We start from the raw sequence: 12641 nt of genomic DNA, 5'->3' as shown, positions 1-12641 counted from the left end.
TGGCTCCAGTTATGTTTGGTTCTACCTTGTCGAAACTTACTCTATCAGGAAAAAATTTTTCCTTGAAGGAATGTGTCTTGTGCTTGGTCGAATTTTCCATGGCTGGCCAGCCCTGCGATGATTTTCGCGGCAGCCGGGCCGCTACTGGGCGTAGCAGATGATCGACAAATATCGGATGGGTCGCGTTATGTGGCGTTCCGGACCATGCGGCGCATCGGCATCGAACAGAAGAGAATCTCCCGGCTCGAGGGTATAAAGCCGGTCGCCGTGACGATATTCCAGTTCGCCCTCCAGCATGTAGATCAGCTCCATTCCATCGTGCTGAAACACCGGGAACGTGTCGGATTCGTCGGTCAGCGTCAGCAGATAGGGCTCCATCACCACGCCGCTGTCGGTCGACCCGATGTGACCCAGAAGATTATATTGATGGCCGGCGCGGGTGCCCTGCCGGGTGATCTCTGCCCCCTGGCCGGCCTTGACATGCATGGCCCCGCGCGGCTGATCGAAACCGGCAAAGAGATGTACAACCGGAACCCTCAACGCGTCTGCAAGTGCCTGAAGCGTCGACAATGACGGAGAGATCAACCCGTTCTCGATCTTGGACAATGTCCCAACGGCGAGCCCGGCCTGCGCGGCGAGATCTGTGCCAGTCAGGCGCTGACGTTTCCGTAGGTCCCGGATCTGGCGTCCGATGGCCAGTTCCAGGTTCTTTTCCCGCGTTTCGCGCACCGCATGCGGGTCCTGTGCCAGCGGTCGTTGGGTCAATTTGTCTGCCATGGCCTTCTTTCTTTTGCGGTGCGCGCGCCTGTGCGTCATCACAACACAGCCTTGATCGGTTACCCGGCCGGCGCCGCAACCGCCCGCGCGTCCGGCGCAGTGTCGCCTGTCGATTTCGCCATGGCAACGGGGGCTTGCGGGGCAACTGCTGACGTAGGGCCCGGCTTGTCTGACGTGGCCAATCGCGTAAACTCGGTCCCCAGCCAGTCTGACTCGCGACATTATGCGCGGCCGACAGCCATGTTCCAAACATTCAGATTCGGGGGCCCGGAAACATGGGCTACAATCATGATTTTACTGGCAAAACGGCAAAGATACGCAGTGTCGCGCCGGTGGTCTGGCGCCAGTTTGAAAATACCCTCGTCGCCTATTGGGAGGCCGCCGCAGACCGCGGCGCAAAGGGCCAGTATGTCTCGGCCAATCCGCGGCTGAGCATCTTTTTCGACGATATGAGCTCTATTCTTGTCACGGCGGGGCAGGAAACCCGCAGCCTCGCCCGCGCGATTTTTGTCCCGGCTGGGATGCCTCTCAGGACCTGTTTTTCCAAACCCCTGACGTTTGCACATGTCGATATTCACATGAACCATGGCTGGGCCGTCCAGTTTCTGTCGGATGTCCTGCCCCGACAGAGCGCGATCGAGGTGCTCGCGACCCCGGCAGAGCGCTTCGATATTTCCGACATTGAACCGCTGGCGCGACTTTTGGTGCGAGAGATCCGGGACCCCTCGCGCCACGGTCTCTTTGCTGAAAACCTGGCCAACAGCCTGATTGCCGGTGTTCTGGATCTGCCCGACGCCATCCCGGAGGATGGCAATGCCAGGCTGACGGCGGCCCAGATGCGCAAGGTCACGCTCAGGGTCGAAGCCGCCGGCGGGCTGCGGATGAGCACGGCGCAGATGGCCGAGGCGGTAAACCTGTCGGCCAGCTGGTTTTCACTGGTGTTCAAGAACACGACAGGAATGACACCGCATCAATGGCAGCTGGACAGACGGATCGGTCAGGCCCGGGATCTGCTGTCGACGACGCAGCTCAGCGTCGCCGATATCTCTGACCGGCTTGGATTTTCTGATCAGGCCCATCTGACGCGGGCGTTCCGGCAGGTTGTCGGCGAAACGCCCGCCAGCTGGCGCCGGCGTCACGGGTAATATGACGCCCGACTGGTGCCCTTCGGCCCGTCTGGTTTTCAGGGCCGAAGGGCTGATCCGTTACCAGCTGTGGCGCAGCGCCGCTGTGATGGTCCGTCCGTTGTTGTAATAGTCGGCCGTCCCCCGACCGACGACATATTGCCTGTCGAAGACATTGCTGACGTTGACGGTTAGCGCGGTGGTATCGGTGAAGGCGTAAGAGACCGAGGCATCGACAAAGGTCTGGCCCGGGCTTTTGCCATTGTCGTTGTAAACATTGTAATAATACGGGCCGACATATCGCACGCCAAGGCCAAGGGACATATCGGCAAGGGGTCCGGTTTCCGGCAGATCATAGGTCAGCCAGAGAGAGGCGATATGATTGGGCACGGTCGAAAACTCGTTGCCATCGACCGTGGTGCCCCGAACGCTGCCGCGAATATATTTCGACTTCTGGTAACTGTATCCGCCAGACAGCGTCAGACCCTCTGCAAGTTCTGCCCGGGCCTCCAGTTCAAAACCGCGGACGCGGGATTCGCCGATGGTCTGGCGTTCGATTGCACCGCTGGGCAGGACAACAGGCACCACCACGTTCTTCTTGGTCAGGTCGTAGACAGAGGCCGTGAACAGGGCATTGATATTCTCGGGCTGATATTTGACGCCGATTTCATATTGCTCCCCGCGTTCCGGCTCCGTGCCGATGGAGGGCGGTGCGACGGACTGCACATAGCTGGCATAGGCCGAGACCTCGCTGGTGATCTTGTAGGTCAGCGCACCCCGGAACGAGGTTTCCGAGAAATCCGCATCGGTGCTGGTCGCCGTCAGCTGGTCGGTGTTGGTGATGTCGATCCAGTCATGCCGCACCCCTGCCGTCGCGATCAGCCGATCCGCAAAAGACAGGTTTTGCTGCAGGAACACCGATTTGGTCGTGAAACTATTGGTCTGCACACTGTAAGGCGAATATCCGGTCGGGGCGCCGGTATAGACCGGGCTGGTTATGTCGATCGGCGTATGAACACCGTAGATCGACGCGCCGGTTGTCGTCGCATCCCGGAACTCGATCCCGGCCAGCGTGCTGCTGTCGACCGCGCCAAAGCCGGTATCATATTGCAGGATGACATTGCCGATCAGCTCTTCGGCGGTGCTGTCGGTGCCGAAATAATAACGGTCGACCATTGTCCCCACCCGGGCCGCATTATCCGACAGGTAGACATAGGCAAAATCGTCGGTCAGGTCGCTGTAGCGCAGATTGGCGCTGAGCCTGAGCCCGTTGGAAAAGTCATGGCGCAATCCGGCCGAAACGGTCCATCTTTCGACATCATGCTCATTAAACCCGGGCTCGCCAAAAAACAGGCTGCGGTCATACAGACGATCCAGAGGGTAGCCGCCGCTGTTGGGCGTGCCATCGCGTTTCAGATAGTCGACGGTAAAGGTCAGTTCTGTCTGGTCGGTGGGCCTCCAGGCGAGGGAGGCCAGGAAAAACTGTTCGTCGTCTCTGGAACTGTCGTATTCCAGCCCGGCGTCCTGCACCTTGCCGACCACGCGATAGGCAAGCGTTTGCTCTTCGTTCAGGACATCGCCGAAATCAAAACCCAGCTCTTTGTGGTTGTGCGACCCGTAGCTTCCATAGACCTCTCCGGACCGGGTGAATGTCGGCGTCTTTGTCACGAAGTTCACCGTACCACCCGGATCGGAGGTGCCGAAAAGCGTGGAATTGCCGCCCTTCATGATCTCCAGACGTTCGTAGCCATAGGGTTCTTCGCGAACGCCGCGCATCGAGCCAAGCGTCAGCCCGTCCCGGTAGGTCGAGGCCTGGAAACCGCGCACCAGGTAATAGTCGTTGCGATCATCCGTTCCGTAGTAGTCGGTGACGACACCAGGGGTGTATTCCAGGACATCCTCGACCTTGTCCGCGTTGCGCAGCGTGATCTCTTTCTGCGTTATCACGGAAACGGAGGCCGGCGTGTCCAGAACGCTGGTTGCAACCTTGCCGCCGGTCCAGAGCTCTTTCGCCACGGTCGAGGTTGCATCGTCATCGGCGGCAAAGCTCAGATCCACGGTGATCGGCGACAGCCGGTAGGCCGATGCGTCCTGTGCTGCGACGCTCAGAGGGCAGGCAACGATCGAGGTGCAGCCAAGCAGGACAGAGAGTGTGCGGCCCGTGGTCAGGCGGGACGGCCGCTGCGTTTTGGAGGGTGATCCCATGTACATCAATTCCAGTATCTGAGGTGAGTGTGGTGCTGGCGGGCCGACGATCTGGCGGCTGGCTGGCGCTGTCCGGTCCGGGGCTTGCGCCCGGTCGCCATGTGCAATGTCAAGTAAAACGTCTGGCTCTTGCCCGGATCGGCTTGTTCTGCGTCACGGGCACCTAACCCACGAAGCCGACGATGTGTATTGTAGAATTTGACTGTTTTTGTCGGATTCTCTGGTAAATCCGCCTAAAATAGTCAGATTACCGATTTCCAGGCCCGGGACTCGCTTGACCCACCTGGGTCAAGATGAAAGGCCGGGCAGAAGAGCCCGGTCCGGAGGTCCTGTTCCATTATGTTCAAAGCATTGAGATGCCTTCTTATCTGCCTGGGCGCGAGCCTGACGGTCGCGGCGTCGGCCATGGCTTCAGACTTCCCGGTGACTGTCACCCATGCCTTTGGGACAACGACGATTCCGGCCCGGCCCGTCCGGGTTGCAACGGTGGCCTGGGCCAATCACGAAGTGCCGCTCGCGCTGGGTGTGGTGCCGGTCGGCTTCGCGCGGGCCAATTTCGGGGACGACGACGGCGATGGTCTGCTGCCCTGGGTGTCGGACAGGCTCAGAGAGCTTGGCGCAGATGTTCCCACCCTGTTCGACGAAGGCGACGGGCTGGATTTCGAGGCTGTGGCGGCGGTTCGGCCCGACATCATCCTTGCGGCCTATTCCGGCCTGTCACAGGCGGATTACGATACGCTCAGCAAGATCGCTCCGGTCATTGCCTATCGCGACGGCCCCTGGTCCACCGGATGGCGCGACATGATCCGCCTGAATGCCGCCGGGCTTGGTATGGCAGAAGAGGGGCAGGCGCTCATTGCGGATCTGGAGAGCCAGATCGCCACTGTTGCCGCGCATCATCCGGCGATCGCCGGCAAACATGCCATGTTCGTCACGCATCTCGATATACGGGACCTGAGCGTGATCCGCTTCTATTCCGGCAACGACCCAAGGGTACAGTTTCTGGAGGACCTCGGACTGACCTCGCCGCAGGCCGTGCTGGAGGCGACGATGCCGGGCCGTTATTCCGGTGAGATCAGCGCAGAGTCCATCGACGCATTTGCCGATGTCGACATTATCGTGACCTATGGCGGAGACGCTCTGCTTACCCGGATCCGTGAAAACCTGCTGACGTCGCGGATGAAAACGGTTCAGCAGCAAGCGGTCGTTTTGCTGGGCAATGACGCGGTCGGCACGGCCGCCAATCCGACGCCGCTGTCCATTCCCTGGGTGCTGGAAGACTATGTCGCACGCCTTGACGATGCAGCGCGCAGGGCCGAATGACCGTGACCCCCGCCAAACCGACCGCGCTGGTCGGGCTGCAGCAATCCAGACGCGGCCGCCTTTTCTGGCTGGCAGGCGTGCTGGGCGCGCTGCTCTGCGCCTGTCTGGTGTCGGTCAGCCTCGGGACACGCTCTGTTGTCTGGGCTGATATCCTCGCAGGGCTGGGTGGCCGGACCGACACGATGGCGCAGGCGGTTGTTGCGGTCCGGGTGCCGCGCACCTGTCTTGCGGTGCTGGCAGGCGGCGCGCTTGGCCTGGCCGGCGCTGTGATGCAGGGCGTGACGCGCAATCCGCTGGCCGATCCCGGCATTCTGGGCGTGAATGCGGGCGCGGCGCTGGCGGTCATCGTCGGCATGGCGTGGTTCGGTATGCAGACGCTGGCGGCCTATATCTGGGTGGCGATCCTCGGGGCCGGGATCGCTGCGATCTTTGTCTATGCGATCGGGTCGCTCGGACGGGGCGGGGCGACACCGCTGAAACTGGCGCTGGCGGGGGCCGCAACAACCATTGCCGCGGCGTCCTTCACCACGGCGATTATCCTGCCCCGCAACGATATCGCCGGGGCGGCGCGGTCCTGGCAGGTTGGCGGGGTCGGCGGGGCGAGCTTTGATGTGATCCTGCCGTGTCTGCCCTTTATCTTCGCCGGGCTGATCCTGAGCCTGCTGTCCGCCCGCAGCCTGAACCTCCTCGCGCTGGGCGAAGAAACTGCCGCCGGGCTGGGCGCGCAGGTGGCCATGGCGCGCGCGGCGGCTGCACTTGGCGCGGTGCTGCTATGCGGGGCGACGACGGCGATCTGCGGGCCCATCGCCTTCCTTGGCCTGGTTGTTCCCCATGTCTGCCGGCTGATGGTCGGCGTTGACCACAGATGGCTGATGCCGTTTTCCGCCCTGATCGGAGGGCTTCTGCTGACGCTTGCCGATGTCATCGGACGGCTTGTCGCCCGGCCGTCTGAAATGGAGGTGGGGATCGTCACAGCGTTTCTGGGCGCGCCGGTTTTTATCTGGATCGTGCGGCAGCGCCGGGTGCGTGAGCTGTGACCGGGCGGGGCAATATGGCCACGGCCGCGCGACTCGCCGGGCTGCGGGTCAGGCATCGCACGGCGCGGGTGCGCAGCGCCTTGCTTCTGATCTGCCTGATGATCCTTGGCATAGTCCTGACGCTGATGTCCGGGCCGTCCATGACCAGCCCGGCCGATCTGCTGCGGGTCCTGGCCGGAGAGGACCTGCCCGGCATCAGTTTCGCCGTGCTGGAGCTGCGCCTGCCGCGCGCCATGCTCTCTGTTCTGGCGGGCATGAGCTTTGGGCTGGGCGGCGCGGTATTTCAGACGCTCCTGCGCAATCCTCTTGCCAGCCCGGATATCATCGGGATCAGCGCCGGTGCCAGCGCCGCAGCCGTCTTTGCCATCGTGATCCTTGGCTGGAGCGGCGCATCCGTGTCGGTGCTGGCCGTTCTGTGCGGCCTTCTGGTCGCGCTGGCGATCTACCTTCTGGCCTGGCGCGACGGCGTGTCCGGCGCGCGGCTGATCCTGATCGGAATCGGCATTTCGGCCATGCTGGACAGCCTCATTGCCTATGTGATTCTACAGGCCCCGGCCTGGACCCTGCAGGATGCGCTGCGCTGGCTGACCGGCAGTGTCAACGGTGCGACATTGGGCGGTTCGCTTCCTGTGGCGGTTTCGTTGGCCGGATTTGGCGGTCTGATCTTTGTGCGGCAGCGCGCGTTGGAGGCTCTGCGGCTGGGTGACGAAACGGCGACCGCGCTCGGCGTGCCGCTGGCGCGGGACAAGGCGCTGATGGTGCTGGCCGGCGTCGGGCTGATCGCCGTGGCGACTGCGGTGTCGGGGCCTATCGCCTTTGTCGCCTTTCTGTCCGGCCCGATTGCCCGGCGGATCGCGGGGCCGGGCAGATCGCCGCTGATCCCTGCTGCCCTTGTCGGGGCAATACTGGTGCTTACCGGGGATTACGCCGGGCAACATCTCTTCGCCGGGCGATACCCTGCCGGCGTTGTCACCGGCGCTCTCGGGGCGCCTGTCCTGCTTCTGCTGATTACCCGGTCGAACCGAAACGGAACCGAGACATGACCCTGCTGACGGCCCAGACACTCAGTGCCGGCTATGGCGCACGTATGATCCTTGAAGATCTCGATCTGGCGTTTCCGTCGGGCGAGATTACCGCGATCGTCGGCGCCAATGCTTGCGGCAAGTCCACGTTACTGCGATGTCTGGCCAGGCTGATCCGGCCCCTGTCCGGGCAGGTCGTGCTGGATGGCCAGCCGGTGCGGCAGATGCCGACGCGGGCCCTGGCCCGTAAGCTTGGCCTTCTGCCTCAGTCACCAATCGCGCCGGACGGGATCTCTGTCGCAGAGCTGGTCAGCCATGGGCGGCATCCCCACCATGGGGTGCTGTCGCGGTGGACGCCGGATGACGACCGCGCCGTGGCGGAGGCGCTGGATATGACGCGCACGGCCGATCTTGCCGGGCGGGACGTCGATCAGCTTTCCGGCGGGCAGAAGCAGCGGGTCTGGATCGCGATGGCACTGGCGCAGAACACGGATGTGCTGCTGCTGGACGAACCGACGACCTTTCTGGATATCGCGCATCAGATCGACGTGCTGGAGCTGCTGGTCGATCTCAACCGCAGCAGGGGCACCACGATCGTCATGGTTCTGCATGATCTCAACCTTGCCGCACGCTATGCCGATCATCTGGTGGCGATGCGTCAGGGGCAGATCTATGCGACCGGATCGCCGGACAGCGTGCTGACGGAAACCATGGTCACGCAGGTGTTTGGTCTTGCCTCTCTGGTGATGACCGATCCGGTGTCGAACCGCCCGATGATGATCCCGCTTGGCCGCCAGCCCGGCGGCCCGGATCGCCCGTCCAAGGCGGTTTCGGAATGAGCCGGGCCATCGCCACCGCCGTCTTCACAGGCCCGCTTCCCGGGGATCTGATCCCACATATCGCGGTGCAGTCCCGCGCGGCGGAGCTGTGCACGGCGGAGACCGGCACGACGCTGGTCATCGACAGCCCGCTGGCCAGGGTAGTGCTGGAACGCGGCACAGCAGCGATGACCGCACGTATAGAGGCGGAGGATCGCGTCGCCCTGCAGACCATCCGGGATTACCTGTGTCACATCCTCGACCAGGCCGCGCCCGGTCTGGGCGCCAGAGGTCAGTGGCAGGGCGATTTTGCCCGCAACGCCGTGCCCCTGAATTTCTGTACGGCATCGGTGCACCGCATCTGGCGCATTGCGCCCAACTTTCTGCGGGTGGAAATGAACTGCGCCGATACGGAGCGTCTAAGTACGTCGCGCGGCATGCATTTCTCTCTGCTCCTGCCGCCAGCCGGACGCCAGCCGGTCTGGCCCAGACTGGACGGTCAGGGGCGGACCGTCATGCCCGGGGGGCCCGACCAGCTGCACCGGGCCGTCTACACCTTTGTCGCGCTGGATCCCCGGCGCGGGCGTTTCACCTTCGACGTGTTCGAACACGACGGGGGGCGGACCACCAACTGGGCCCGCGCCGCGCAGCCCGGCGACACGGTTGGCATCAGCGGACCCGGCAGCGGAGAGGCGCCCCCCGGAAAGGATTTGCTGATTGCCGGGGATGAAACGGCCCTGCCCGCCATCCGCCGGATTCTGGAAATGTCGCCGTCAGACCGGCGCGGGCGCGCCTTGATTGAGGTCGGATCGCAGGATGATATCTGTGATCTGTCGCATCCGGTGGGAATGACCGTCACGTGGTATCTGCGCAGCCGGAACCAGTCGCTCTGGGACGGGCTGTCGACGGCGCCCATGCCCGGCATGCCCGGCGGTTTTGTCTGGATCGCCGCCGAAAAGGACCTTGTGCGAAAGGCCAAGGCACGGTTTAGAGACGATCTCGGTCTGGAGGCCAAAGATGGATACCTTGCCTATTACTGGACGGCGCCACCCGCGCATGCGGTATCGCTGGCCACAGGTCCGTCAGAGCACCGCAAGGCTCACAGCGCGCAACGATCCTAAGCTCCGGGGGCAAGATGCTACGTCAGTTCTTTGACTATTACCGGCCCTGGCGCGGGTTGTTCTGGCTCGATTTCGGATGCGCCGTCCTTTCGGGGTTGCTGGAACTGGCGTTTCCGCTGGCCGTGCAGGCCTTTATCGACCGGCTGCTGCCATCGGGCGATCTGCCGATGACGATCCTGGCGGCGATTGGCCTGCTGCTGATCTACCTGATCAATGCCGGCCTTATGGCGGTGGTGATCTACTGGGGGCACATGCTGGGCATCAATATCGAGACAGAGATGCGGCGGCGCGCCTTCGAACACCTTCAGCGCCTGTCCTTCAGCTATTTCGACCGGGTCCGGACGGGTAAGCTGATCGCCCGTGTCACCCGCGACCTGGAAGAGATCGGCGAGGTGGCGCATCACGGTCCCGAAGATCTGTTCATCGCGGTGATGACATTTGTCGGCGCTTTCCTTCTGATGCTGGCGATCGATCTTGAGCTGGCCCTGGTCACCGCGACAATCGTGCCAGCCTGCATTGTGATCGTGACGGTCTATGGCGGGCGGATGACGCGGACCTGGCGCGACATCTATTCCCGCGTTGCCGCGTTCAATGTCCGGCTTGAAGAGAATGTCGGCGGGATACGGGTGGTGCAGGCCTTTGCCAATGAGGATCACGAAAAGCGCCTGTTCGAAAAGGACAACACCGCCTATCGCAACACCAAACTGGCGGCTTACCGGGTCATGGCGGCATCGTCATCGCTCAACTACATGGGCATGCGGCTGATCCAGGTCATCGTCATGGTCACGGGGGCGATCTTTGTTCTGAACGGATCGCTCAGCACCGGCGGTTTTGTCGCCTTTCTTCTGCTGGTCGGCGTCTTCTTCCGGCCGCTGGACAAGATTGCGGCGGTGCTGGAGGTCTATCCCCGCGGCATCGCCGGATTTCGCAGGTATCTGGAGCTGATGCAGACAGTGCCGGATGTGGCGGACCGGCCCGATGCGGAACCGGCACCGCGCCTGCGAGGCGAGGTGCGCTTCGAGGGCGTGCGGTTTGACTATGGGGACGACCGCCCGGTGATCCGCGATATCACCCTGTCCATCGCGGCGGGCGAAACCGTCGCCTTTGTCGGGCCGTCCGGCGCTGGAAAGACCACCCTGCTGTCATTGCTGCCGCGGTTCTACGACCCCTCCGCCGGACGGATCACCGTCGACGGCCTCGATATTCAGAGCCTGAGCCTGCAATCGCTGCGCAAGCAGATCGGCCTTGTCAGCCAGGATGTCTTTCTTTTTGGCGGCACGCTGCGGGAAAACATCGCCTATGGCCGGCTCGATGCCTCGGAGGAGGAGATCCGCTCCGCGGCGGAGCATGCGCAGCTGACCGGCATGATCGACCGCCTGCCCGAGGGGCTGGATACTGTCGTCGGCGAACGGGGTGTGACGCTGTCGGGCGGTCAGAAGCAGCGGGTTGCCATTGCGCGGGCCTTTCTGAAAAACCCGCCGATCCTGATCCTGGACGAAGCGACCTCCGCGCTGGATTCGGAAACCGAACGCCAGATCCAGCTGGCGCTCACCGAACTGTCCCGCCACAGAACCACGCTTGTCATTGCACATCGGCTTGGCACGATCCGGGATGCCGACCGGATCGCCGTGATGGACGAGGGCCGGATCGTGGAGATCGGCACCGATGCCGAGCTCAGGTCCAAAGCGGGCCGGTATGCGCGGCTGAGCGCGGCCTGAATCCGGCTGCCGGATCAGCCGGTCTGTGCCACGGGCCGGGCCAGCGATTTCGGGTAGCGCAGCATCAAAAGCGCCGGGTTCCTGATGTCATGCGTCCGGACCGCATCGGCCAGATGGCCCAGCGTGGTCGATACATGCCGTTCACTATCGGTGCTGACAGAGGCGACAATATCCACCGGGCAACTGACCGGCATCCCGGCCGCGACCATATCGGCCTGCACCTGCGCCGCGTTGTTAACCGCCATGTAGACGGCAACCGACATGCCCGGGCGCGCCAGCATGCTCCGGTCCGGCGCATGATCGCCGGGGCGGCAGGTGCCGGTGGTCAGAACAAAACTGTCCGTCTCGCCCCGTTCGGTCAGCGGGCGGCCCAGCGATGCGGCGGCGGCAGAGGCCGCGGTGATGCCGGGGACGATTTCAATGTTGATGCCATGCGCCCGGGCGGCGGCAAGTTCTTCGCTGGCCCGGCCGAAAACCGACGGGTCACCCGACTTCAGCCGTACGACCCGCCTGCCCTTCTGCGCCTCTGCAACGATCAGCCGGTCGATCCGGTCCTGTGGCCATACGCTGGCGCCAACCTCTTTGCCGACATAGATGCGATCAGCATCGCGGCGGGCCAGTTCCAGAACATCGGGATCGACAAGACGGTCGTAGAAGATCACGTCGGCTTCCTGCATCCGCTGGACCGCGCGCAGCGTCAGCAGGTCCCGGGCGCCCGGTCCGGCCCCGACCAGCGCGATGCTGCCCTTGGCGTCCGGTATGGCGCGCTGCTCGATCGCGGTCTTGAGAAGCTGCGCCGCCTGACGTTCGCGTCCCGCAAGATGCGCGCGCCAGGCCTCTCCGCTGAAGGACCATTCCCAGAACCGGCGGCGGGCGGCGGGCGGAAAGGCCTCTGCCACGGCATCGCGCAGCCGACCGGCAAGGGCGGCAAAGCTCCCCAAACGCGGCGCCAGCATCGTCTCGATCTCGGTCTTGATGGCGCGGCCCAGAACGGGGGCGGTGCCTTCGGTGCCAATGGCCACGACCACAGGATCGCGGTCCACGATCGACGGCGTAAAAGCGTCGCACATATCCGGGCGGTCGATGACATTCACAACAGCGCCCGCAGCGCGTGCGGCTGTCGCCATTCTAAGGTCGTCGTCATCCGATCCGGTCGCGATAAAGACAAGCGCTGTGTTCAGAAATGTATCGTCCTGCAACGCTGTATGATGATCGGCGCGTCCGGAATCGATGAGCGCCGAAAGCTCTGCATCCTGCACCGGACCGACAATGGTCAGCCGGGCTTCCGTTTTCAGGACCAATCGCGCCTTCCGCGCGATTTCCTCGCCACCGCCGCACAGAACAACGCGGCGCCCGTCCATACGCAGGAACATCGGAAAGTTTTTCATGGCACCACTCCATCAAGTGCGACGTCAAATGCAAAAAGGCCACCGACAGCCACGTGACCTGTGTCACGCATTGTCGAGCAGCCCTGCTCTCTAGCCCATGTGCGGGAA

10 protein-coding genes are annotated in these 12641 nt (G+C 63.2%); 7 read left to right on the top strand and 3 right to left on the bottom strand.

All coding sequences use genetic code 11. The features are described from left to right. Positions 1–141 precede the first annotated feature (141 nt). Complete coding sequence (locus ACRARG_RS11800; RefSeq protein WP_432690205.1) at positions 142–777, bottom strand: helix-turn-helix domain-containing protein; 636 nt, start codon at positions 775–777, stop codon at positions 142–144. A 275-nt stretch (positions 778–1052) separates the two neighbouring features. Here ACRARG_RS11800 and ACRARG_RS11795 point away from each other — a divergent pair, with 275 nt between their 5' ends. Then, positions 1053–1922: a helix-turn-helix domain-containing protein gene (locus ACRARG_RS11795; protein ID WP_432690204.1), complete on the top strand. Its 870-nt coding sequence runs from the start codon at positions 1053–1055 to the stop codon at positions 1920–1922. Positions 1923–1982: 60 nt separating this feature from the next. Here the strand turns inward: ACRARG_RS11795 and ACRARG_RS11790 are convergent, their stop codons facing one another. Beyond that, positions 1983–4106, bottom strand: a complete 2124-nt coding sequence (locus ACRARG_RS11790) for a TonB-dependent siderophore receptor (protein WP_432690203.1) — start codon at positions 4104–4106, stop codon at positions 1983–1985. Between the two features lie 339 nt (positions 4107–4445). On the opposite strand from ACRARG_RS11790, the gene ACRARG_RS11785 reads away from it, so the two are divergent. The 6 genes from ACRARG_RS11785 to ACRARG_RS11760 are packed head-to-tail and all read left to right on the top strand — an operon-like array spanning position 4446 to position 11145. Continuing rightward, complete coding sequence (locus tag ACRARG_RS11785) at positions 4446–5429, top strand: iron-siderophore ABC transporter substrate-binding protein (RefSeq protein WP_432690202.1); 984 nt, start codon at positions 4446–4448, stop codon at positions 5427–5429. Continuing rightward, positions 5426–6466, top strand: a complete 1041-nt coding sequence (locus ACRARG_RS11780; RefSeq protein WP_432690201.1) for a FecCD family ABC transporter permease — start codon at positions 5426–5428, stop codon at positions 6464–6466. Before ACRARG_RS11785 ends, ACRARG_RS11780 begins: the two co-directional genes overlap by 4 nt. 14 nt (positions 6467–6480) lie before the next feature. Continuing rightward, the gene (locus ACRARG_RS11775) at positions 6481–7509 is read left to right on the top strand and encodes a FecCD family ABC transporter permease (RefSeq protein WP_432690200.1); all 1029 of its coding nucleotides are present in this window, start codon (positions 6481–6483) and stop codon (positions 7507–7509) included. Beyond that, on the top strand, positions 7506–8327 hold the full coding sequence (locus ACRARG_RS11770) for an ABC transporter ATP-binding protein (RefSeq protein ID WP_432690199.1): 822 nt from the start codon (positions 7506–7508) through the stop codon (positions 8325–8327). The genes ACRARG_RS11775 and ACRARG_RS11770 overlap by 4 nt, the downstream gene beginning before the upstream one ends. Further along, positions 8324–9427 carry a siderophore-interacting protein gene (locus ACRARG_RS11765; protein WP_432690198.1) on the top strand — a complete coding sequence of 368 codons (1104 nt, stop codon included), beginning with the start codon at positions 8324–8326 and terminating at the stop codon, positions 9425–9427. The genes ACRARG_RS11770 and ACRARG_RS11765 overlap by 4 nt, the downstream gene beginning before the upstream one ends. Positions 9428–9441: 14 nt before the next feature. Continuing rightward, positions 9442–11145 carry an ABC transporter ATP-binding protein gene (locus ACRARG_RS11760; RefSeq protein ID WP_432690197.1) on the top strand — a complete coding sequence of 568 codons (1704 nt, stop codon included), beginning with the start codon at positions 9442–9444 and terminating at the stop codon, positions 11143–11145. A gap of 14 nt (positions 11146–11159) precedes the next feature. Here ACRARG_RS11760 and cysG read toward each other — a convergent pair whose 3' ends face one another. Further along, entirely contained in the window at positions 11160–12533 is a 1374-nt protein-coding gene (gene cysG, locus ACRARG_RS11755; protein WP_432690196.1) for a siroheme synthase CysG, read from the bottom strand. Positions 12534–12641 lie beyond the last annotated feature (108 nt).

It is taken from the genome of Pseudooceanicola profundi (assembly GCF_050897955.1).
GTDB lineage: Bacteria > Pseudomonadota > Alphaproteobacteria > Rhodobacterales > Rhodobacteraceae > Pseudooceanicola.
This window is presented reverse-complemented; position numbering and strand designations above follow the sequence as displayed.

Bases quoted from the DNA above. Each gene is read 5' to 3' on its own strand.
- ACRARG_RS11800 (WP_432690205.1), bottom strand. From the start codon at position 777: ATGGCAGACAAATTGACCCAACGACCGCTGGCACAGGACCCGCATGCG.
- ACRARG_RS11795 (WP_432690204.1), top strand. From the start codon at position 1,053: ATGGGCTACAATCATGATTTTACTGGCAAAACGGCAAAGATACGCAGT.
- ACRARG_RS11790 (WP_432690203.1), bottom strand. From the start codon at position 4,106: ATGGGATCACCCTCCAAAACGCAGCGGCCGTCCCGCCTGACCACGGGC.
- ACRARG_RS11785 (WP_432690202.1), top strand. From the start codon at position 4,446: ATGTTCAAAGCATTGAGATGCCTTCTTATCTGCCTGGGCGCGAGCCTG.
- ACRARG_RS11780 (WP_432690201.1), top strand. From the start codon at position 5,426: ATGACCGTGACCCCCGCCAAACCGACCGCGCTGGTCGGGCTGCAGCAA.
- ACRARG_RS11775 (WP_432690200.1), top strand. From the start codon at position 6,481: ATGGCCACGGCCGCGCGACTCGCCGGGCTGCGGGTCAGGCATCGCACG.
- ACRARG_RS11770 (WP_432690199.1), top strand. From the start codon at position 7,506: ATGACCCTGCTGACGGCCCAGACACTCAGTGCCGGCTATGGCGCACGT.
- ACRARG_RS11765 (WP_432690198.1), top strand. From the start codon at position 8,324: ATGAGCCGGGCCATCGCCACCGCCGTCTTCACAGGCCCGCTTCCCGGG.
- ACRARG_RS11760 (WP_432690197.1), top strand. From the start codon at position 9,442: ATGCTACGTCAGTTCTTTGACTATTACCGGCCCTGGCGCGGGTTGTTC.
- cysG (WP_432690196.1), bottom strand. From the start codon at position 12,533: ATGAAAAACTTTCCGATGTTCCTGCGTATGGACGGGCGCCGCGTTGTT.